20 protein-coding genes and 1 pseudogene are annotated in these 21,173 nt (G+C 75.3%); 4 read left to right on the plus strand and 17 right to left on the minus strand.

Translation table 11 applies throughout. The annotated features are described in order from the left end of the window. From PSR1_RS08865 to PSR1_RS08875, 3 genes and pseudogenes are all read left to right on the plus strand, one after another. Positions 1-257 (plus strand): annotated as a pseudogene (locus tag PSR1_RS08865) (dihydrolipoamide succinyltransferase); the annotation flags it as partial. A 95-nt stretch (positions 258-352) separates the two neighbouring features. Beyond that, positions 353-808 (plus strand): SRPBCC family protein, encoded by a 456-nt coding sequence (locus PSR1_RS08870; RefSeq protein ID WP_059437245.1) that lies wholly within the window; start codon positions 353-355, stop codon positions 806-808. Between the two features lie 420 nt (positions 809-1,228). Continuing rightward, positions 1,229-1,936: a transposase gene (locus PSR1_RS08875; protein WP_059437246.1), complete on the plus strand. Its 708-nt coding sequence runs from the start codon at positions 1,229-1,231 to the stop codon at positions 1,934-1,936. On the opposite strand, the gene PSR1_RS08880 is transcribed toward PSR1_RS08875, so the two are convergent. From PSR1_RS08880 to PSR1_RS08950, 15 genes are all read right to left on the minus strand, one after another. Beyond that, positions 1,906-2,307, minus strand: a complete 402-nt coding sequence (locus PSR1_RS08880) for a hypothetical protein (protein WP_059437247.1) — start codon at positions 2,305-2,307, stop codon at positions 1,906-1,908. The genes PSR1_RS08875 and PSR1_RS08880 overlap by 31 nt on opposite strands. After that, entirely contained in the window at positions 2,304-2,771 is a 468-nt protein-coding gene (locus PSR1_RS08885) for an ATP-binding protein (RefSeq protein ID WP_237757884.1), read from the minus strand. The genes PSR1_RS08880 and PSR1_RS08885 overlap by 4 nt, the downstream gene beginning before the upstream one ends. Positions 2,772-2,811: 40 nt before the next feature. Then, complete coding sequence (locus PSR1_RS08890) at positions 2,812-4,701, minus strand: PP2C family protein-serine/threonine phosphatase (RefSeq protein ID WP_059437249.1); 1,890 nt, start codon at positions 4,699-4,701, stop codon at positions 2,812-2,814. Positions 4,702-4,703: 2 nt separating this feature from the next. Continuing rightward, positions 4,704-5,039, minus strand: a complete 336-nt coding sequence (locus PSR1_RS08895) for a hypothetical protein (RefSeq protein WP_059437250.1) — start codon at positions 5,037-5,039, stop codon at positions 4,704-4,706. After that, positions 5,039-6,193, minus strand: a complete 1,155-nt coding sequence (locus PSR1_RS08900) for a hypothetical protein (RefSeq protein WP_059437251.1) — start codon at positions 6,191-6,193, stop codon at positions 5,039-5,041. Before PSR1_RS08900 ends, PSR1_RS08895 begins: the two co-directional genes overlap by 1 nt. Then, positions 6,186-6,629 carry a hypothetical protein gene (locus PSR1_RS08905; protein ID WP_059437252.1) on the minus strand — a complete coding sequence of 148 codons (444 nt, stop codon included), beginning with the start codon at positions 6,627-6,629 and terminating at the stop codon, positions 6,186-6,188. The genes PSR1_RS08900 and PSR1_RS08905 overlap by 8 nt, the downstream gene beginning before the upstream one ends. Beyond that, positions 6,626-7,795: an ethylbenzene dehydrogenase-related protein gene (locus PSR1_RS08910; RefSeq protein WP_059437253.1), complete on the minus strand. Its 1,170-nt coding sequence runs from the start codon at positions 7,793-7,795 to the stop codon at positions 6,626-6,628. Before PSR1_RS08910 ends, PSR1_RS08905 begins: the two co-directional genes overlap by 4 nt. A gap of 266 nt (positions 7,796-8,061) precedes the next feature. Continuing rightward, positions 8,062-8,778 (minus strand): urease accessory protein UreG, encoded by a 717-nt coding sequence (gene ureG, locus PSR1_RS08915; protein WP_059437254.1) that lies wholly within the window; start codon positions 8,776-8,778, stop codon positions 8,062-8,064. A gap of 5 nt (positions 8,779-8,783) precedes the next feature. Then, complete coding sequence (locus PSR1_RS08920) at positions 8,784-9,440, minus strand: urease accessory protein UreF (RefSeq protein ID WP_082100182.1); 657 nt, start codon at positions 9,438-9,440, stop codon at positions 8,784-8,786. Beyond that, the gene (gene ureC / locus PSR1_RS08925) at positions 9,440-11,155 is read right to left on the minus strand and encodes an urease subunit alpha (RefSeq protein ID WP_059437255.1); all 1,716 of its coding nucleotides are present in this window, start codon (positions 11,153-11,155) and stop codon (positions 9,440-9,442) included. Before ureC ends, PSR1_RS08920 begins: the two co-directional genes overlap by 1 nt. A 1-nt stretch (position 11,156) precedes the next feature. Continuing rightward, the gene (locus PSR1_RS08930; protein ID WP_059437256.1) at positions 11,157-11,930 is read right to left on the minus strand and encodes an urease subunit gamma; all 774 of its coding nucleotides are present in this window, start codon (positions 11,928-11,930) and stop codon (positions 11,157-11,159) included. 14 nt (positions 11,931-11,944) lie between these two features. Next, a complete protein-coding gene (locus PSR1_RS08935; RefSeq protein WP_059437257.1) occupies positions 11,945-12,841 on the minus strand; it encodes an urease accessory protein UreD in 897 nt (298 codons plus the stop codon). 46 nt (positions 12,842-12,887) lie between these two features. Continuing rightward, entirely contained in the window at positions 12,888-14,282 is a 1,395-nt protein-coding gene (locus tag PSR1_RS08940) for a sigma-54 dependent transcriptional regulator (RefSeq protein ID WP_059437258.1), read from the minus strand. Next, positions 14,279-16,144, minus strand: coding sequence for a PAS domain-containing sensor histidine kinase (locus tag PSR1_RS08945; RefSeq protein ID WP_059437259.1), 1,866 nt, complete (start codon positions 16,142-16,144; stop codon positions 14,279-14,281). The genes PSR1_RS08940 and PSR1_RS08945 overlap by 4 nt, the downstream gene beginning before the upstream one ends. A gap of 138 nt (positions 16,145-16,282) precedes the next feature. Continuing rightward, positions 16,283-17,602 (minus strand): O-acetylhomoserine aminocarboxypropyltransferase/cysteine synthase family protein, encoded by a 1,320-nt coding sequence (locus tag PSR1_RS08950; RefSeq protein WP_059437260.1) that lies wholly within the window; start codon positions 17,600-17,602, stop codon positions 16,283-16,285. 232 nt (positions 17,603-17,834) lie between these two features. Here PSR1_RS08950 and PSR1_RS08955 point away from each other — a divergent pair, with 232 nt between their 5' ends. Next, entirely contained in the window at positions 17,835-19,655 is a 1,821-nt protein-coding gene (locus tag PSR1_RS08955) for a long-chain fatty acid--CoA ligase (protein ID WP_059437261.1), read from the plus strand. 1 nt (position 19,656) lies between these two features. Here the strand turns inward: PSR1_RS08955 and PSR1_RS08960 are convergent, their stop codons facing one another. Together PSR1_RS08960 and PSR1_RS08965 are read right to left on the minus strand one after the other, a co-directional pair. Continuing rightward, positions 19,657-20,739 (minus strand): hypothetical protein, encoded by a 1,083-nt coding sequence (locus tag PSR1_RS08960; protein ID WP_059437262.1) that lies wholly within the window; start codon positions 20,737-20,739, stop codon positions 19,657-19,659. After that, positions 20,739-21,149 (minus strand): secondary thiamine-phosphate synthase enzyme YjbQ, encoded by a 411-nt coding sequence (locus PSR1_RS08965; RefSeq protein ID WP_059437263.1) that lies wholly within the window; start codon positions 21,147-21,149, stop codon positions 20,739-20,741. Before PSR1_RS08965 ends, PSR1_RS08960 begins: the two co-directional genes overlap by 1 nt. Positions 21,150-21,173 lie beyond the last annotated feature (24 nt).

Below are 21,173 nucleotides of genomic sequence, written 5' to 3' on the forward strand. Positions count from 1 at the left end.
GCGGGATGGCGGCGCTCCGGCAGCGCGCGCAGCGCTGCGCCCCGCCCGGCGGCGCCGGGGCGTCGGTCCTGGTGGCGCTCGAGACGGTGGAGGGCGGCATCCGCGTGCTCGACGCCCGGGCGCAGGCCCCCGGCAGCGCGACGGAGGCGGAGGTGTCCTGCGCCCGCGCCGCGCTCGCCGGCCAGGTGCTCCCCGCGCCGAGCGCCGAGCCCGGCCGCCGCTGGCAGCTGCCGCTCCCGCTCGTCCCCGGCGCCTGAGCCGTGCGGCGGCGTGCCTCGGCCCGCGCGGTGCGCCGCCGGGCCCGCCGGGCCGGCGTAGCGTGATCGTCGGAGCACCGGCCCGGGAGGCGATCATGATCGGCATCACGCGCTCGATCGCGATCCGGGCTCCGGCGGAGCGGGTGTTCGCGCACCTCTCGGAGCCCGGCAACCTGCTGGAGATCTGGCCCAGCCTGGTGGCGGTCCGGAACGCGACCGTCGGCGACGACGGCCGGCACGCGTTCGACTGGACCTACCGGATGGCCGGCCTGCCGTTCCGCGGCCACTGCGACACCACCGCGGTCGTGCCCGGCCGCAGCCGCGAGGACCACAACAGCGGCGGCATCCCCAGCACGTTCCGGTGGAGGTTCGAGCCCGCCGGAGAGGGGACGAACGTCGAGCTCGCCATCGAGTACGAGGTGCCGGGGATCGTGCAGATCGTCGCCGGCGCCGCGCTGCGCGCCATGAACGAGCGGGAGGCGGACACGCTGCTCGCGAACCTGAAGGCGAGGATGGAGGAGGGCGGGGGCGCGGTGCGGCGCGGTGGGTGAGGGGCAGGGCTTCGACGGCGTGGGGCTTTGGAGGCGGGGAGGTGAGGAATGGATGCCCGCTCGTGGTGAGCCTGTCGAACCACGGGCGGTGGGGGGGAGGTTGCGGTGGGGCGGGCGGGTTGGAGGGCTTCGAAGGTGCGGGGGTGGGGGGCTTTGAAGGTGCGGGGGTGGGGGGCTTTGAAGGTGCGGGGGTGGTCAGGGGCGGGGCCGCGTGGCGGGAACCAGTCAAGACATCGCTGGAACCAGTCAAGACATCGCTGACAGTTCAGGCCGGAATCGGCGAGGTCATCTGCCCAATCAAGAACGATCGCCCGGTGAAGCGGCGATGGCCGCTGCACCGGCGCAGCCGCGCGAGCGAACGCTTGCGACCTGCACGGACAGTGGATCGGCGCGAGCCCTGGGATTAACATCTGCCCAATCATGGTTGCGGCTCGCCAGCTCCGGTTCCGGCTCCCCGCTCCTCGAACGCACGGCGGGCGCCGGCCTGGCGCGGGGCGGAAGCCGAAGGGGGCGCGGGCGGGCGTCTCGCACCACGGACGTCCCGAGGTCACCGCGACGACGCCGGTCCACGTCACGCTGCGGCTCCTGCCGCACGTCTGGAACCTTCGCAGCCGGCGCTCCCTGCGCGTCGTCGAGGCGGCGCTCTCGGCGGTCCGGAATCGCCTCACCTTTCGCGTGGTCCACTTCTCGCTGCAGGGCAACCACCTTCACCTGCTCGTCGAGGCCGAAGGAGCGGCGGCGCTCTCGGCGGGGATGCAGGGGCTCTCCATTCGCCTCGCGAAGGGGCTCAACCGCATGATGGCGCGGCGCGGGCGGGTGTTCGCCGACCGGTACCACGCGCACGTGCTCCGCACGCCGGCGGAGGTCCGGCACGCGCTCGCGTACGTGCTGCTGAACCACCGCAGCCACCGGGCTCGCGCGGGCGAGCGGGCGGGGAGGGGAACTGTGGATCCGTACTCGTCGGGCGCGTGCTTCGAGGGGTGGCGCGAGGCCGTGGCCCGGGCGGACGCGCCGGGCGTGACCGCGCGGCCACGCACGTGGCTGCTCGCGACGGGGTGGCGGCGGAGGGGGCTGCTCTCGGTGGACGAGGTCCCGGCTCAGTCGATCGCGACGGTGTTCACGGCGTAGCAGGAGAGGGCGAGGAGGCTCGTCTTCTGCCACTTGCGGGCGGGGTTGGACAGGAACCGCAGCCCGTACCGCTGGCCCTCGGGCAGCGCCTGGATCCGCTGGATCCAGTGGATGAACGCCTTGAAGCCGGAGGAGTTGCAGAACTCGAGCTCGCGCAGGTCCACGCGCACGGCGCGCTCGCCCTTCTTCACCACCTCGTCGTGCACGGCGTCGAGGAACGGGTTCAGCACGGTCGCGGGGTTGACGGTGCTGATGGTGCCGCGGAACAGCACCCGGGTCCCGAGCGGCTCGGTGGCCATGCTGGCGGAGTACTTCTCCTCGGACACCTGGAACGGCGTGGCGCGGCCGCCGGGCTGGAACGCTGCGGTCATCGGGAACCTCCGGAGGTCTGTAGCGGGGCCGGGCGGAGCCGCCCCGACGCGTGGACGGTCATGCGCCCGCCGGTGCGGCTCACGGACAGCTCGAGCTGCGCCTCGAAGCGGACGCGGGCGAGGCCGAGCCCGCCGCGCTGCGCGGTGGGGGTGTCGTGCATCGCCTGCAGGTAGTGGCGGAGGGCGTCGGGCTCGCCGTTCATGCGGGCGACCCGCTCCTCGAGCGCGTGGTACTCGGCGTCGGTGCAGCGGTTGGTCACGGCCACGGCCACGCGGTCGGCCTCGGGCTCGACCTCCAGCGTGAGCTCGACGTCGTCGTCGTGCGAGTGGGGCACGGCGTTCTGCATCAGCTCGTGCACCGCCAGGGCGAGCTGCGCCTCGCGGTTGTCGGTGGTCCCGGCGCACGCGCAGAACGACTCGACGAACCGGCGGATCTCGTCGATGAAGACCCAGGGCGGCTTCATTCGCAGCGTGAGATAGACGGGCGTCCCTCCGCGTCGGGCATCAGCGGTCGTCATTCTTGCGCCTCAGCACCACCGTTGTCATGTCGTCTTCCTGCGAGGCGGCGAACGCCTCGACCGCCGAGAACACGGTCCCCAGCGCCTGCGGCGCGGACGCGCCGTGCAGGTCGCCGAGCACCTGGGCCAGCCGGTCCTCGCCGAACAGCTCCCCGCCGGCGGCGGGCGCCTCCAGCATGCCGTCGGTCACCAGGCAGAGCAGCTCGCCGGGCCCGACCTGGAACTCGTACTCGGTCACGCCGGGCGGCACGCCGGCGGTGAGGCCCACCCACGGGCCGGGCGAGTCCACCACCTCGACGGCCCCGGGCCCGCGCACCACGAAGATGGGCTGGTGCGCGCCGGCGGCCACGAACCGCCCGTCGCCGACGTGGCGCGCCGCCATCAGCGTGAGGTAGTCGTCGCGGCCCATGCGCCGCCGCACGTTCTCGTGGACCACCCGGTTCACGGCGGCGATCACGTGGCGCGGCGAGCAGCGCGGGTCCTCGGCGATGGCCCCGTACGCGGCCGCCTGCGCCATCATCATCACCAGGCCGGAGTTGATCCCGTGCCCGGAGACGTCGCCGACCAGCACCCAGAAGCCGTCCTCGAACGCCAGGATGTCGTACAGGTCGCCGCCGACGTCGTCGGCGGGCTTCATCCGCGCCGCCACCTCGTAGCCGGGCACGGCCGGGCTGACCGGGAGGATGGCGGTCTGGATCTGGTGCGCGATCTGCACCTCGCGGCGCAGCGCCTCGGTCCGCTGCAGCTCGTCGCGGGAGCGCGCCACCTCCTCGACCATCACGTTGAAGGAGCGGACCAGGTCGCCCAGCTCGTCGCGGTACTCCGCGTGGACGCGGGCGGTGAGGTCGCCGCGCGACACCCGCGCCATCGACGCGGAGACGTCCACCAGCGGGCGCGAGGCCTGCCGCACCGCCGCGACGCCGGCGCCGGCGGCGGCGAGCAGCACGCCCGCGTAGAGGAGGCCGAGCACCACGCGCAGCCAGGTGAGCTTCCCGTACGCCACCCGCTCCGGCACCAGCATGAGCGTGGCCCAGCGCGGCGCCGCGGCGGCGGCCAGGGTGCGCACCGCCAGCGCCGGCTCGCCGCCGGCCGGCTCGAGCCGCTCCAGCGTGCCGGGCGCGCCCGCCGGCGCCGCCAGCACCGGCGCGAGCGCGGCCGCGTCGATCCCGGGGGTGGAGAACGTCAGCGCGCCGGCCGCGTCCGCCACCACCGGCCGGTAGTCGCCGTCGCGACCGCTCACCTCGCCCAGCAGGCGCGCCAGCGCGTCGCGCGTCACCGCCCCGACCACGTAGCCGCACAGGTCGCCGGCGAAGTCCTTCACCGGCGCGGTGAGGACGAGCGCGTTCCCCTCCGGCGCGCCGCGCAGGAGCCTCGCCAGCGGCACCACGTCGGCCACCGCGTCGCCCTGGCCGGCGCGCGCGAGGCCGGGCAGGTCCACCACGATGCCCCGCATCTCGCCGAGCGCGATGCCGCGGGGCGCCGCGCCCGGCGCCGCGCGCACCGCGGCCCGGATCTCGCCGTCCGGCGCGAGCAGCGCGGCCGCGCCGATGGCGCCGCCCTGGTCCTGGATGGTGCGGCGCAGGTAGTCCTCGGCGAATTTCGGGTCGCCGCTGTCGAGGCTCATCTGCATCGCCTCGGCCTCGGCCCAGTTGCGCACGGTGAGCGCGCGCTCGCCCTGGAACCGCACCACCGCCTCGTGCACCTCCTTGGCGCGCGCGGCGAGGTGCGAGTGGACCGCGTCCACCACCACCGAGCGCGCCACGCGCTCGAACGCCGCCGCCGCGGCCGCCAGCGCGAGCGCCAGCAGCGCCACCGTCGCCACCAGCAGACGGAGGCGCAGGGACGTGCGCGTGCGCTGGGCCACGAACGCGAACACGGCTAGCCCCCGTAGCCCTGCTGCACGGCGTGGAACTTCAGGAAGTCGTAGATGAGCTGGGCCTGCTCCTCGTTGATGGCGGAGTTGGGCCGGCGCAGCATCCGCTTCATGTAGCGCTTCCACTCGGTGGCGCTGAACCGCGCGTTCACCGAGCGCGCCAGCGGGTGGCACTTGGCGCACTTCACCGAGAACACCTGGTACTTGCGCTGCTGGTCCTGCGGGTACTGCGAGACGTCGATGCGGTCGGGGCCGCCGTCGCGCGGGTCCGGCGGCGCCTGCGGGGGCTCCGCGGCGGCGATCAGCGCGGCGAGCGCGGCGGCGAGCGGGAGCGCGGGCATCAGAACGCACCTCCCATCCCGACGTGGTACGAGTGGAAGTCCTCGAAGTCGGTGGCGTCCCAGTACTCGTAGGAGAGCTTCACGAACACGCCCTGCGCCGGCGTGACGACCAGGCCGCCGGTGTAGCGCTGGATGCGGCTGTCGATGGAGAGGTCGGCGGAGGCGCCCGGCAGCGGCGCGCCCTTCCGGCGCAGCTCGTCGAAGCGGTAGACGACGGCGAGGTACCGGCCCAGCGGGTGCTCGAGCTCCCCGTACCAGCCCTCCTTCTCGAACCAGTCGTCCACCAGGCCGTAGCGGTAGCCGCTCGCGGCGGGGTCCAGGTCGGTGCGGCGCGCCGCGTACTCGCCGCGCGCGGTGAACGGGCCCAGCCGGAAGGACGCGTCCACGCCCCACATCAGGTACTTCAGCTTCGCCTCCTTGTCGTAGCGGCCCCCGGTGAACGAGCCGCCCAGCGTGGCGTCGCCGATGAACGCGTTCGCGTCGGCGGAGTACGTGAGCGCGAGGCGCGCCCCGCCCGCCAGCTCGCGGTTGTTGTCGGAGTAGGAGCTGGTGCGGAGCGCCATCCAGTCCACGTCGTTCGAGCCCTTGAGGCCCGCCACGCCGTAGAGCCCGTACCAGACCTGCAGCCGCTCCCCCAGCCACGCCACGCCGTAGGCGAGCGCGCCGGTGTCGCTGTACGGCATCGGCACGATGCCCAGGTTCATGGCGGTGCGGGCGCCGTACGCCATGCGCCCCATGTCGTAGATGAGCGGGGCCGAGGCGGGCTTGTGGCCGGAGGGGTCGGCGCGCTGCGAGTACTCGCCGAACGGCACCAGGATCCGGCCGGCCTGCACGTTGAACCAGGTCTTCGGCGTGTACTCGAGGGCCACGTGCTCCATCTCGAACCCGTGGCAGCTCGCGCACGCCTTCGCGGTGAACGAGAGGTCGTCGTGGATGTCCACGCCGACCTTGAGCGAGGCGTCCAGCGTGAGCCCCTGCGGCGCGCCCCGGCCCACGCTGCGGTCCGGGATGCCCCAGTAGTCCACGTAGGCGGAGCCGGACACGATGACGCCGTCGCCGGCGCGGGCGGCCGCGGCGGCCGCGAGGAGGCCGGCCGCGAGCGCGAGGCGCGCGGCGAGGCGGTGGGCGCGAGGGCGGGGGTGGCGTTCAGTCATTGGGCGCTCCGACGGCGATCCACGCCTCGATGGCCTGGATCTCGGCCTCGTCGAGCAGGGTGTCGCCGGTGGGCATGGGGGTGGGCACGCCGCCGACGTCGCCGGCGGTGCCGCGGAGCTTCAGGACGAGGTAGCTGCGCTCGGGCGCGCCCGGCTCGACCAGCATGAGCGCGGGGGCCTGGATCGACGGGACGTCCACGAGCTGCCCGTAGGCGAGCTCGCGGTCGAGGGAGGTGGGCGCGGTCGGCGGCGGGTTGCCGGAGTGGCAGGCGGTGGCGGCGCAGCGCGGGACGAGCACGTCCCCGGCGATGGACGAGAACGTTCCGGGGACGGCGCCGCCGCCGGGCAGCGGCTCGCCGACGCGCGGATCGGCGCCGCAGGCGGCGAGCGCCGAGGCGAGCACGACGCCGAGCGCGAGCGGGGGCGTGCGCGTCATGGGCGGAGCGGGAACTGCGCGTCGTTGGGGTCGTCGGTGACGAGCGAGCGGCGCAGCTCCACCGTCCAGGTGCCGCCGGCCCAGCGCGCGGCGGCGGTCACGTCGTCGCGGTGGAGCCCGGGGGGCTGCAGCGCCACGGCGGGGATCCGGGTCCCCTCGGCGGGCACGGTGACGGTGTCGATGGGCACGGCCAGCGGCGCGCCACCGCTCACGAACAGCACCGCCGGGTTGGAGGCGAGCCCGCCCTCGCCCATCCACTTCGGCGAGGCCGGCGTGAGCCCGTCGGAGTTGGTCTGCGTCATCGAGACGCTGCACGGGGGGCTGCGGCCGGTGAGGCAGGCCTGCGCGCAGGCCGGCGGGTCGGGGCAGTCGCCGTAGATGCGGGTCTCGTTCCAGAACTGGTCGTCGGCGAGGCCGAGCGGCCCGGTGCGCGCGGCGCGCCACGTCCAGCCGTCCACCAGCTGGCCCGCGCCGCCGGTGTGCATGCTGAAGCGCTGCGACCGGACCGGATCGGTGAAGACGCCCAGGTTCTCCTTCACGTGGCAGCCGGCGGCGCAGCCCACCGCGTCGTGCGCCTTGAAGTTCGCCGCGTCGAACGAGAGGAACAGCTTGTCCTCGTCGAGGGTGGCGTCCTGCGCCCAGGCGCCGGCGGTCCAGACCCAGGGCCGCCAGGCGCGGCTCTCGGTCGGATCGCTCCAGCGGAACAGGAACCAGACGTACCGGTCGTCGTAGGCGACCCGCACGCGGATGCGGTCGATGCCGTAGTCGTAGCGCGGCACGCGGGTGCACGGCTCGCCCGCCACGCACACGCCGCGCGAGACGAAGTAGCCGGTGTACTCCTCGGTCCACTGCGCCTCGGTCATGCCGATGATGGCGCCGGGCGAGACGAGCGGGATCTCGCTCTCCGGGAGGCCGGCCCAGTCCGAGGCGTCGCCGTCCACGGTGGGCGGCGAGGCCACGCGGCGGGCGGTCACCGTGCTCGCGCCCGGCTTGCCGGACAGGAACGCGATCTTCACCGAGCCGGAGGACTGCGGGATGCTGCCGCCCGAGTTCACCACGCCCACGCTGAACCAGGCGTCCGCCGGCGCGTGCGTGAGCTCCGGCGCCTCCAGGCAGCCTCCGAGCAGCACGAGCGCGGCGAGTCCCCCTGCGCGACCGATGCGCATGCCCCCTCCATGGCCGCGAGGGTTCCCCGCCCCCGCGCGCCAATTCGATGCAATGAGCGCGCATGCTAGGGGCGCAATCCATGTGGGTGTCAATTTCTCGAAGTGCGCAATACGGTGGGTGATTTCACCCACCCGCCCGCGAACTTTGCGCACGGTGCAGAGCCGCCCGGAGTCGCGGAGGAATTACGCGGCGGCCACGGACGCACCACGCACGCGGCGTGAATGCGAGGTTTCGGCACCCCTGGGGACGAGGCGGGCCGCCGGCCCTAGTGCGGCTCGCCGAGCGCGTGACGCAGCGCGTGCAGCACGTGCGCGGCGATCTCGGGGACGCCGGCGCCGCGCGCCACCTGCGCGAACACCACCGGTCCGTCGCCGCGCATGCGCGCCGCGTCGCGCGCCATGACCTCGAGGTCCGCGCCGACCGCGGGCGCGAGGTCGGTCTTGTTGACGACGAGCAGGTCGGCCTGCGTGATCCCCGGCCCGCCCTTGCGCGGCACCTTGTCCCCGCCCGCCACGTCGATGACGTACACGGTGAAGTCCGCCAGCTCGCGGCTGAAGTGCGCGGCGAGGTTGTCGCCGCCGGACTCGCAGAAGAGCAGCTCGGGACGGTGGGCCTGCGTCAGCGCCTCCAGCGCGAGCAGGTTCGCGGTGACGTCCTCGCGGATGGCCGCGTGCGGGCAGCCGCCCGTCTCCACCGCGCGGATGCGGTCAGCCGGGAGCGCCTGGTGGCGCACCAGGAACTCGGCGTCCTCGCGCGTGAAGATGTCGTTCGTCACCACCGCCAGCGAGTGGGCATCGCGCAGGAGCCGGCACAGCGCCAGCACCAGCGCGGTCTTGCCGCTGCCGACCGGGCCGCCGACGCCCACGGTGAACGCCCGCCGGTGCAGGTCGCCGCGCGCGCGCGGCGCCTCGCGATCGCCGAACGCGCCGGGGCCGTCGGCGGCGCCGTGGCCGGAGTGGAGGAGGAGGGGAGCGGTGTGCATGGTGGTCAGCTCTGGAAGAGCCGCGAGTAGAGGCGGTCCTGGTGGGACTGCAGGAGATCGAGGAGCGGCGACGCGGCGGTGGCGTCCTCGGGCGTCCCGGCCGCGCAGGCCGCGAGGACGGCGTCGGCCACGGCGCCGGCGCGGAGCAGCAGCCCCTGCGCCTCGAGCGGCCCGGCCAGGCCCAGGCGCACGCCGGCGGACACGATGCCCCGGGCGACGACGAACAGGTGGAGGCGGCAGGCCTCGTCCTCCGTGGCGCCGAGCCGTCCGAGCAGCGCGCCCCAGGCCGGCGCGAGGTGGCCGGCCAGCGCGTCGCGCCGGACCTGGTCCTCGAGCGCGGCGGCGGCGGGGTGGAGCGCGCTCGCGGCCCGGAGGAGCGCCCGCCCCTGGGCTCGGCTGGCCCGGTTGGCCACCGCGCCGGGGGTGGCGGCGTCGCAGCGCGCGTCCAGCGGGGCGAGCCGCTCGGGCGCGCGGGCCGCGGCGGCGACGAACGGCAGCGCCAGCGCCCCCGCCTGCCAGAGCGCCTCCTCGACGAACGCCGCCAGCCCCGCCGCGCCGCGGCAGCGGCCGAGCTGCACGGCCGCCTCCAGCCCGCCGGAGTGGGCGAAGCCGCCGGTGGGCAAGGCCGAGTCGGCGAGCTGGAGCGCGAGCCAGGGCGTCATCAGAACAGGAAGTAGCGCTGCGCGAGCGGGAGGCGGGCGGCGGGCTCGCAGCGCAGCAGCTCGCCGTCGGCGCGGACCTCGTAGGTCTCGGGATCGACCTCCATCCGCGGCAGGGCGTCGTTGAGCCGCATGTCCCGCTTGCCCAGCCCGCGGCACCCCCGCACCGCGGCGAGGCGCTTCGAGAGCCCGTACCCGTGCACCGCGCCGTCCTCGAGCGCGGCGCCCGCGACGAACGCGACGCAGGTCGCGCCGAGCGCCCGGCCCAGCGCGCCGAACATGGGCCGCGCCAGCACCGGCTGCGGGGTGGGGATGGACGCGTTCGCGTCGCCCATCTGCGCCCAGGCGATCGCGCCGCTCTTCAGCACCAGCTCCGGCTTCGCGCCGAAGAACGCGGGCCGCCAGAGCACGAGGTCGGCGAGCTTGCCCGGCTCGACCGAGCCGACCTCGTCCGCGAGGCCGTGCGCGACGGCGGGGTTCACGGTGTACTTCGCGACGTACCGGCGGATGCGGAGGTTGTCGTGGTCGCCGCGCTCGCCCGGGAGCCGGCCCCGCTGCCGCCTCAGCTTGTCGGCGGTCTGCCAGGTGCGGGTGATCACCTCGCCGACGCGGCCCATGGCCTGGGAGTCGGAGCTCATCATCGAGATGGCGCCGAGGTCGTGCAGCACGTCCTCTGCGGCGATGGTCTCCCCGCGGATGCGGCTCTCCGCGAACGCCAGGTCCTCCGGCAGCGACGGGTCGAGGTGGTGGCAGACCACCAGCATGTCGAGGTGCTCGTCCAGCGTGTTCACCGTGAACGGGCGCGTCGGGTTGGTGGAGGAGGGCAGGACGTTCGGCTCGCCGCACACGCGGATGATGTCCGGGGCGTGCCCGCCGCCCGCACCCTCGGTGTGGAAGGTGTGGATGGTGCGGCCGCCGAACGCGGCGATCGAGTCCTCGGCGCAGCCCGACTCGTTGAGGGTGTCGGTGTGGATGGCCACCTGGACGTCGTGGGCCTCGGCCACGCGGAGGCACGCGTCGATGGCGGCGGGCGTGGTGCCCCAGTCCTCGTGGAGCTTCAGCCCGGCCGCGCCGGCGCGGAGCTGCTCGGCCAGCCCCTCCGGCGAGGAGGCGTTCCCCTTGCCGAGCAGGCCCACGTTCACCGGCAGCGCGTCGGTGGCCTGGAGCATGCGCGCCACGTTCCACGCGCCCGGCGTGCAGGTGGTGGCGTTCGTGCCGGTGGCCGGGCCGGTGCCGCCGCCGAGGAGCGTGGTGACGCCGCTCGCGATGGCCGCGGCCGCCTGCTGCGGCGAGACGAAGTGGACGTGCGTGTCGATGCCGCCCGCGGTGAGGATCAGCCCCTCCCCGGCGATCACCTCGGTGCCGGGGCCGACGATCATCCCGGGCGTCACGCCCGCCATGACGCCGGGGTTCCCCGCCTTGCCGAGCGCGGCGATGCGCCCGGCGCGCACGCCCACGTCGGCCTTGAAGATGCCGGCGTGATCCACCACCAGCGCGTTCGTGATCACGAGGTCGAGCACCTGCCCGCTCGGCGCTCCCGCGGCCTGCCCCATCCCGTCGCGCAGCACCTTGCCGCCGCCGAACACGCACTCGTCGCCGTAGGTGGTGAGATCGCGCTCCACCTCCAGCACCAGCGCGGTGTCCCCGAGGCGGAGCCGGTCCCCGGTGGTGGGACCGTAGATCTGCGCGTACTGCCGGCGGTCGATGGTCCGGGACATCTCAGCGCTCCTCCTCGTGGGCGAACCCGCGCCGCCGCGCCTCGTCCACCGCGCGCCGGCGCCCCTCCTCCGTCACGGGCCCGGGGGCGAGCCCGTTGCCGCCGCGCACCACGCGCTCGCCCGCGATCTCGACGAGCTGGACCGTGCGCGTCTCGCCCGGCTCGAAGCGCACCGCCATGCCCGCCGGCAGGTCGAGGCGCCGCCCGTACGCGCGCCCGCGGTCGAAGCGGAGCAGCCGGTTCGCCTCGGCGAAGTGGTAGTGCGAGCCGACCTGCACCGGCCGGTCGGCGAGGTTGGTGACGCGCAGCGGGATGGCCTCGCGGCCGGCGTTCAGCTCCAGCACGCCGGGCGCGGGCAGCAGCTCGCCGGGCTCGGCCTCCTCCGGCCCGGCGCCGGGGGGCGCCGCGAACGCGGCGCGGGGCGGCACCGGCAGGAACGAGCCGTGCAGCGCGAGCGCCAGGTCGCCGTGCTCGGCGGCGATCGGGTGGTGCACGGTGACGAGCTTCGTCCCGTCGGGGAAGGTGCCCTCCACCTGCACCTCCGGCACGAGCGCAGGGACGCCGGGCAGCACCTGGCGGCGCCCCAGCAGCCGGCGGCCGACGTCCATCAGCTCGGCGACGGTCCGGCCGTCGCGCGCCAGCTCGAGGAGCTGCGTCGCGATGAGCGCCACCGCCTCGGGGTGGTTGAGCCGCAGCCCGCGCGCGAGCCGCTTCTGGGCGAGCGCGCCGGCCTGGTGGAGGGTGAGCTTGTCGAGCTCTCGCGGGGTGAGGTGCACGGGGCCTCCTGCGGTCAGGGGGTACGGGCGAAGGGATCGGCGCCGGCGGCCGCCTCGAGGAACGCGAGCCGGGCGCGCAGGAAGGAGAGGCCGGCCTCGACGGAGCGGGCCGCGAGCCGGAGGAGGAGCCCGCCGGCGAGCGGGCTGGCCGCGGCGAGCACCTCCGCGCCCGGCGCCACGGGCGCGCGCTCCAGCTCGGCCAGGAGCGCCGCGGCCGCGCCGGCCGCCGCCGGGCCCAGCAGCACCGCGGTGGCGAGCAGCTCCACGTCCGCGAGGCGGGACGCGATCGGCGGCCCCTCGCCCGCGACGAGCCGCAGCCCGTCCGCGAGCAGGAGCCGCCCGCCGGCCGAGATCTCGACCCGCGTTCGCACCTCGGCGAAGGCCCACCGCTCCCCGCGCGCGGCGCGGCCTGCGGTCAGCGCGTCGAGCCAGACCAGGCTCGCGTCCGGCGCGAGCGCGAACCGCTGCGCCTGGAGGAGGCGCGCGCCCGCGAAGCAGCTCACCGGGTGCGGGACCGCCGCGAGCAGGCCGCCCGGTCCGACGCGCGCGTCGAGGCGTTGCGAGGCCGGGGTGCCGCGCGGCGAGCGGTACACCTTGGTGCCGGCCTGCGTGGACAGGAGCGCGGCGCTGCCCGCGCCCACGTCCACCTCCAGGGCCACGTCGTCGCCCGCCACGAGCCCGCCGCCGTGGCTCGCCATCACCACCCAGGCGGCGCGGCCGCGCGGCACCGGGGACAGGAGCTGCAGCGGGCTCGTCGCGGCGCAGGCCACGAGCGCGCTCGCCCCGTCGACGCGGGCCGTGGCGAGCCGGCCGTGCCCGGGCCGCTGCCCGGGATCCGGGCGCGGCAGCCCGCGGATCGCGCAGCCATCCGCCGGGCGCGCGGGGCTCGGCTCGGAGATCGGGCATCCCATGGTGGCCCGGGGCGTCGATGCACGCCGCGCGCCAGGGGCCGTCCCGCTACCGGTAGTCCTCCCGGCTCAGCCCGTACGCCTTCATCTTCTCGTACAGGTTCCGCTCCGCGATGCCGGCCGCGCGGGCCACCTCGCCGATGCGCCCGCGCCGCTCCTTGAGCAGGCGCGTGAGGTACTCGCGCTCGAAGCGCTCCACCAGGCGCTGCCGGGCCTCGAGCAGCGGCAGCGAGGTGTCCACCGGGACGCCGGCGTCCGGCCGCGGCGTCACCGCGGCCCCCGCTCCGAAGATGGGCGCCACCGCCGCCCAGCCCATCAGCACCGCGCGCTCGCACAGGTTGCGCAGCTCGCGCACGTTGCCGGGCCACGGGTAGGCGCGCGCCGCGGCGAGCAGGTCCGGCGGCGGCACCGGCGCGGTGCGGCCGTAGCGCTGCGCGAACGAGCGCAGGAAGTGCTCGAGCAGGGCGGGCAGGTCCTGCGGCCGCTCGCGCAGCGGCGGGAGGCGCAGCGGGATGACGTTCAGCCGGTAGTAGAGGTCGTCGCGGAAGCGGCCCTCCTGCACCAGCGCGTCCAGGTCGCGGTTGGTGGCGGCCACGATGCGGACGTCCACCTTGATGGGATCGCGCGCGCCCACCCGCGTGATCTCCTGCTCCTGCAGCACGCGCAGCAGCTTCGCCTGGATGGCGAGGTCGAGGTCGCCCACCTCGTCGAGGAACAGGGTGGACCCGTCGGCCTGCTCGAACCGCCCGATCCGCCGCGCCACCGCGCCGGTGAACGCCCCCTTCTCGTGGCCGAAGAACTCGCTCTCCATCAGGTCCTTCGGGATGGCGGTGCAGTTCACCGCCACGAAGGGCTTGTCGCGCCGCGGGGAGCGGCGGTGGATGGCGCGCGCCACCAGCTCCTTGCCGGTGCCGGTCTCGCCGCGCAGCAGCACGGTCGCGTCGGCCGGCGCCACCTGCTCCACCATCGCGAACACCTCGCGCATGGCCGGCGCGCCGCCCACGATCTCCTCGAACCCGGCGGCCCGCTCCAGCTCGCCGCGCAGGCGCAGGACGTCGCGCCGGGCCCGCTCGTGCGCCACCGCGTGGCGCAGCACCAGCGCCAGCTCGTCGAAGCGGAGCGGCTTGGTGAGGTAGTGGAGCGCGCCCTTGCGCATCGCCTCCACGGCCGTCTCGACCGTGGCGTGCGCGGTGACCAGCACGACCGGCAGCGAGGGCCGCAGCGCGTGGACCCGCTCCATGAGCGCGATGCCGTCCAGGTCCGGCATCTTCAGGTCCGAGACCATGGCGAGCGGGTCGGACTCCGCCAGGCGCGCCAGCGCCTCCGCGCCGGAGGAGGCGACCAGCACCTCGAAGCCCTCCAGCGTCAGGTTCGCGCGCGCGACCTTCCGCGTCCCGGGATCGTCGTCCACCACCAGGACCAGCCCCTCGCCGCCCGTGCTCACGCGTCCACCTCCGACGCCGCCGCGGCCTCGACGAGCCGCCGCACCGGGAAGCGGATCGCGGCCACGGTCCCGCCGCCCTCGCGCCGGCGGATCGCGAAGCGGGCCCGGTGCTGCTCCACCGCGCGCGTGACCACCACCAGGCCGAGCCCGGTGCCGGTCGCCTTGGTGGTCACGAACGGCCGGAGCACCTCGTCGAGCTGGTCCGCCGGGATCCCGCAGCCGCGGTCCAGCACCTCCACCACGATGGTGCCCTCGCCGCCGGACGCCTCGAAGCGGCTCACCAGCGTGGGCGGCTCCGCCCCGCCGGCGTCGAACGCGTTCGCGAGCAGGTTGACCAGCGCGTCGGTGACCATGGGCGCGTCCACGTCCAGCACCGGCAGGTCCGGGGCCAGCTCGAGCCGCACCGCGCCCGCGGGCAGCCCGCGGGCCAGCGCCGCCTTCTGGGCGGCCTCCTTGAGCAGCCGGTTCACCGACACCGGGGCGAGGTGCGGCTCGGCCGGCCGCGAGATCTCCAGCAGCTCGGAGATGAAGCGGTTCACCCGCTGGACCTCGTCTCCGATGAGCCCGGAGTACTCGGCCACCTCCGCGTCGCCCTCGAAGCGCCGGCGCAGGTACTGGGCCGCGCCGTCGATCGCGTTCAGCGGGTTGCGCAGCTCGTGCGCAACCTGCGCCGACATCTGGCCCAGGCCGGAGAGCCGCTCGGCGTCGAGCAGCCGCCGCTCCAGCGTGCGCCGCTCGGTGATGTCGCGGATCACCATGACCGTGCCGAGGTAGCCCCCGCCCGCGCCGGCCACCGGCGCGTAGGTGGTCTCGAAGCGCCCCTCCCGCTCCTTGATGATCGAGTGGGCCGGCCCGGCGTCGTCGCCGCGGCGCAGGTACCCGAGCACGCGGTCGAGCATGCCGTGGCTGGCCTTCGGGTGGCAGTCCTTGATCGGCCGGCCGGCGCCGTCGGTCAGGTTCCGGAGCGCGCGCCCGGCCTTGTTCACCAGCGCCACGCGATCCTCGGCGTCGATGAAGATGACCCCGTCCACCATCGAGTCGAGGATGGCCTGGAGCCGCTGCAGGTCGGCGGCCCGGGCCTCGCGCGCGGCGGTGGCCTCGTCCAGCGCCTCCGCCAGCTTCGCGGTCCGCTCCTGCACCCGCGACTCCAGCTCGGCGTGGGTGCGCTGCACCTCCTCGGCCATGCGCCGGAGCGCGCCGGCCAGCACGCCCGCCTCGCCCGGCGCGCCGGGCGGCCGGGCCGCGAGGTCGCCGCGCCCGAGCGCCTCGGCGAAGCGCGAGAGCTGGCGCAGCGGCGCCACCAGCGTGGTGCGGAGCACCAGCACCACCGCCAGCGACACCGCGGCGAGCGCCATCCCCACCAGCGCGGCCATCCGCACGGTGGACGCGGCCAGGCGCGGCCCGAGGCCGCTCACGTCGAGCGACACGTGCAGCGCCCCGTTCACCGCCTGCTCGCCGTGGCAGCCGCGGCACGACGCCGCGTTCGCCACCGGGCGGGTCACCGTGAGCCGGGCGTCGGTCCAGCGCAGGGAGGGGCCGACCTCGAGCCGCTCCGGCCCCTCGCCGGCCCGCAGCCGCACGCGGCCCTGCGCGTCGGCGAGCGACACGCCGGCCACGCCGCCCGCGCGGCCGACCGCGCCGAGGATCGCGGCCATGGTGTCCGGCCGGTGCTCGGTCATGGCCTCGGTGAGCGACCGCTCCAGCGCCTCGGCGATCGCGCCGGCGCGCGCCTCCAGGAGCGCGCGCTCGGCCTGCGCCTCCTCGCGGCGCAGCGCGGCGCCCGCCACGACGGACACCGCGGCCGCCACCAGCAGCAGGAGCAGGGTGGTGCGGCCGGTGATCCCGAGGGAGAGGAGGCGCATGCGCCGCGAGCGTAGCGCGTGGCGGCCGGGGCGGGGAAGGCCGGCGCCGCCGGCGGCGCGGCGCGGCGCCGCGGACGGAACGGCCCCTCCCGCCGCAGGGCAGGAGGGGCCGGGGCGCGGCGCGGCGGGGGGAGGGGGTCACCGCCGCGTGGCGCGGAGGGCCTCGTCGAAGTCCTCCTTGATGTCCTCGATGTGCTCGATGCCGAGCGACACGCGGATCTGGTCCGGCGTCACGCCGGACGCCGTCTGCTCGGCGTCGGAGAGCTGCTGGTGGGTGGTGGAGGCCGGGTGGATCACCAGGGTCTTCGCGTCGCCCACGTTCGCGAGGTGCGAGGCGAGCCTCACCGAGTCGATGAACGTCTTGCCCGCCTGGAAGCCGCCCTTCACGCCGAAGGTGAAGACGCCGCCGAACCCGTTCCGCAGGTACTTGCGGGCCCGCTGGTGGAAGGGGTGCTCCTCCAGGCCGGTGTAGTTCACCCAGGCGACGTCGGGGTGGCCCTTCAGCCAGCGCGCCAGCGCGAGCGTGTTCTCGCCGATGCGCTGCACACGCAGGGAGAGGGTCTCGACGCCCTGCAGGAGCAGGAACGCGTTGAACGGCGAGAGCGCCGGGCCGAGGTCGCGCAGCCCCTCCACCCGGGCGCGCAGGACGAACTGGATGTTGCCGAACGGGCCCTTCGGGCCGAACACGTCGTTGAACACCAGGCCGTGGTAGCCGGGGGACGGCTCGGTGAAGAACGGGAACTTGCCGCTCCTCGCCCAGTCGAACTTGCCCGAGTCCACGATCACGCCGCCGATCGAGGTGCCGTGGCCGCCGATCCACTTGGTGGCGGACTCCACCACCACGTCGGCGCCCCACTCGATGGGCCGGCAGAAGTAGCCGCCGGCGCCGAAGGTGTTGTCCACCAGCAGCGGGATGCCGTTGTCGTGCGCGAGCGCGGCGAGCGCCTCGAAGTCGGGGACGTTGCCGGCCGGGTTGCCGATGGACTCGACGTAGATCGCCTTGGTCTTGCCGTCGATCGCCTCGCGGACGGCGTCCACCTCGGCGCCCTCGACCAGCTTCACGTCGATGCCGAGCCGGGGGAGGGTGACCTTGAACTGGTTGTACGTGCCGCCGTACAGGTTGCTGCTCGAGACCACGTTGTCGCCCGCCTGCGCGAGGTTCGTGATGGCGAGGAACTGCGCGGCCTGGCCCGAGGACGTGGCGAGCGCGGCGACGCCGCCCTCCAGCGCGGCGATGCGCTTCTCGAACACGTCGGTGGTCGGGTTCATGATCCGCGTGTAGATGTTCCCGAACTCCTTCAGCGCGAACAGGTTCGCGCCGTGCTCCGCCGAGTCGAACGTGTAGGACGACGTCTGGTAGATGGGCACCGCGCGGGCGTTCGTGCCGGGCGCGGGCTCCTGGCCGGCGTGGACCTGCAGCGTCTCGAAGCGGAGCTTCCTGTTCGGGGGGATGGCCATGCGTTCCTCTGGGCGGGGCGGTCCGTTGAGTTAGACGGACATCCTAAGAAGCGGACGCGCGGGATGTCAAGCCGGCCGGGAGGAATGCGGCGATGGAGGGGTGCGCATGGCTGGGTGTCCGTTATGGCGGACGACGGCCGGGCGCCCCGTCCCGCGGCCCGGAAGCGCATTCGCCGCGTGCCCGGGATCGGTCTACATTCGCGCGGCACCAAGCGACCGGAGGACCCAGCCCTTGCCCGACACCCAGCCTCGCAACGTCCCCGAGCTCTTCCTCGAGCGCGTCGGCCTCACGCCGGACGCCGAGGCCTTCCGCCACCCGGACGGCGCGGACTGGCGCCGCCTGACCTGGGCGCAGACCGAGGCGCGGGTGCGCGCGATCTCGGGGGGCCTCCGGGCGCTGGGCGTCCAGTCGGAGCAGGTCTGCGCCATCCTGGCGGGCACGCGCATCGAGTGGGTGCTCGCGGACTTCGGCATCCTCTGCGCCGGCGCGGCGACGAGCACCATCTACCCGTCCTCCACCGCGGACGAGTGCGCGTACATCCTCTCCGACTCGGGCGCGGTGGTGGCGTTCGCCGAGGACGCCCTGCAGGTCGCGAAGCTGGCCTCGCGCCGGGACCGGATGCCGGCGCTCCGGCACGTGGTGGTGTTCGACGGGGAGGGCAGCGCGGACGGCTGGGTGACGACGCTCGCCGACCTGGAGGCGCGCGGGCACGCCTGGGACGCGGAGCACCCCGGCGCCTTCGAGGAGACGGCCGCGTCGGTGCGCCCCGACGCGCTCGCCACGCTGCTGTACACCTCCGGCACGACCGGCGTGCCCAAGGGCGTCGAGCTCACGCACGCGTGCTGGGTGTCGCAGTCGGCCTCGGTGCAGGCCTCGGGCATCCTCGATCACGGCGACGCGGTGCAGTTCTTCTGGCTCCCGCTCGCGCACTCGTTCGGGAAGATGATCGGCACCGCCCAGCTCCGGATCGGCTTCCCCACCGCGGTGGACGGCCGGGTGGACCGGATCGTCGAGAACCTCGGCGTGGTGCGCCCGACGTTCGTGTGCGCGGTGCCGCGGATCTTCGAGAAGGTGCACAACAAGATCCTCTCGAACGCGCGGGATGGCGGCCCGGTCAAGGCGGCGATCTTCCGCTGGGCCATCGACGTGGGGCTGCAGGCGTCGCGCGCGCGGCGGGCCGGCCGTCCGCTCGGGACGGTGCTCCAGGCGCAGCTCGCGGTGGCGGACCGGCTGGTGTTCCACAAGGTGCGCGAGCTGTTCGGGGGCCGCCTGCGCTTCTTCGTGTCCGGCTCGGCGCCGCTCTCCCGCGACATCGCCGAGTTCTTCGACGCCATGGGCGTCGTGATCCTCGAGGGCTACGGGCTCACCGAGTCGTCCGCGGCGACGCACGCGAACCTGCCCTCGAAGCGGAAGATCGGCTCGGTGGGTCCCGCGTTCCCGGGCATCGAGGTGCGCATCGCCGAGGACGGCGAGATCCTGATGCGCGGCCCCTGGATCATGCGCGGCTACCGCGGCCTGCCCGAGCAGACCGCCGAGGCGCTCGACGCGGACGGGTGGCTGCACACCGGCGACGTCGGCTTCGTGGACGCGGACGGCTTCCTGTCCATCACCGACCGGAAGAAGGACCTCATCAAGACCTCCGGCGGCAAGTACGTGGCGCCGGCCGAGCTCGAGTCCAAGCTGAAGGCCATCTCGCCGTTCGTCTCGCAGGTGCTGGTCCACGGCGACCGGCGCAACTTCGTGACCGCGCTCGTCACCCTCGACGCCGACGCGATCGGCAAGTGGGCGGCCGAGCACGGCCACGCCGGCGAGCCGATCTCGGCGCTGGCGCGGCTCCCGGAGGTCCAGGAGCTGCTGCAGCGCCACGTGGACCGGCTCAACGCCGGGCTGCCCCGCTTCGCCACCGTGAAGAAGTTCGCCATCCTGCCGCGCGAGCTCTCCGAGGCGGAGGGGGAGGTCACCCCGTCGCAGAAGGTGAAGCGCAAGGTGGTCGAGCAGCACTTCCGCGCCGAGATCGACGCGATGTACGGCGGCGAGCCGCCGCGAGCCTAGGTCAGCGCGCGGGCGCGGCGGGGCCGTCCGCGGCCGCCTGCTCCAGCCGCGCGAGCGCCTCGCGCGCGCCGTCGAGCAGCGCCGGGTCGTCCACGCCGGCGCGGCGCGCCCAGTCCAGCGTCTGCTCGTAGGCGCTCGCCGCCTTCGACGCCAGCACGGCGACCTGCCCGCGCAGCTCGGCCCGGTAGGCCTCGGCGCGCGCCGCGTCCAGGCCGGGCGGGAGCGGCGCATCGAGCAGCTCGCGGCGCAGCCCGTCGTACAGCTCGCCCACGCGGGCGCCGGCCGCGACGGCCCAGCGGGCGTCGCCCAGGCGGATGGCGCGGAGGTACTCGCCCTGGGCGGAGAGGAGCGCCTCCGACTTCCGCTCCAGCGCGCCGTGCAGCGCGTCCGCGTCGCCGGTGGACGGGTCGAGCCGGATGGCGGCCACGCGGTCGCGGTACAGCTCGCCCAGGTAGTACTGCGCCTGCGCCGCGAAGTACGGCTCGAGCCGCTCCGCCGCGGAGGCCTCCTCGAACCCGGCCACCGCGAGCCGCAGCGACCGCTCCGCCTCCCCCTCGCGCCCCGCGTCGCGCTCCACCACCCCGCGCAGCGCCAGCGCGCGGACCCGCGCCGCCGGCTCCAGCCCGGGCCGCCCCGCCAGCGCCGCCAGCGCGGCGGCGGCCTCGTCCAGCTCGCCGAGGTGGTACCGGCACTCGGCCGCGCCGAACTCGGCCTCGAGCGCGCCGGCCGCGTCGCCCGGCCCGGCGGCGCGCGCGCGGAAGCGCTCCAGCGCGAGGCGCCACGCGCCGGCGCGCTGGTAGGCGAGCCCGGCGCGGAGCCGCGCCTCCGGCGCGCGCGCCGAGGCGGGCCAGGCGTCGGCGAGGCGCGCCCAGGCCGCGGCGGCCCGCTCGAAGTCGCCGGCCTGGGACGCGGCCGCGCCCAGGGCGGCCAGCTCCTCCTCGTTCTTCCCGGCGAGATCGCGCTCGGCCGGGCCGGGCGCCGGCTCGCCCGGCGCGAACGCGACCTGCTCGGCCGCCGGCGGCGCGCGCCGCGCGCCCGCGCAGGCCGCGGACAGGGCCAGCGCGAGGAGGGCGAGGCGGCGCATCACGCGGCCACCGCCTGGAGGTGGACCGTGCGCCGGCGGGGGCCGTCGAACTCGCAGAGGTACACGCCCTGCCAGGTCCCGAGGAGCGGCGCCCCGTCGCGCACGATCACCGTGGCGGAGGAGCCGACCAGCGAGGCCATCACGTGGGCCGGGCTGTTGCCCTCGGCGTGCCGGTAGCGCCCGCGCGCCGGCGCGTCCGGGATCGCGTTCTCGAGCGCGAGCAGGAGGTCGCGCCGCACGTCGGGGTCGGCGTTCTCCTGGATGGTGATCCCCGCGGTCGTGTGCGGGCAGTAGACCAGCAGCAGGCCCTCGCGCAGGCCGGCGGCCGACACGGCGCGGCGCACCTCGGCGGTGAGCTCCACCAGCTCGCGTGCGGCGTGGGTCTCGATCTCGAGATCGGGCAGGCGCATCCGGCACATAGTAGACGGCCGATC

Origin of the sequence: Anaeromyxobacter sp. PSR-1, assembly GCF_000964525.1 — a bacterium.
Taxonomy (GTDB): domain Bacteria; phylum Myxococcota; class Myxococcia; order Myxococcales; family Anaeromyxobacteraceae; genus Anaeromyxobacter.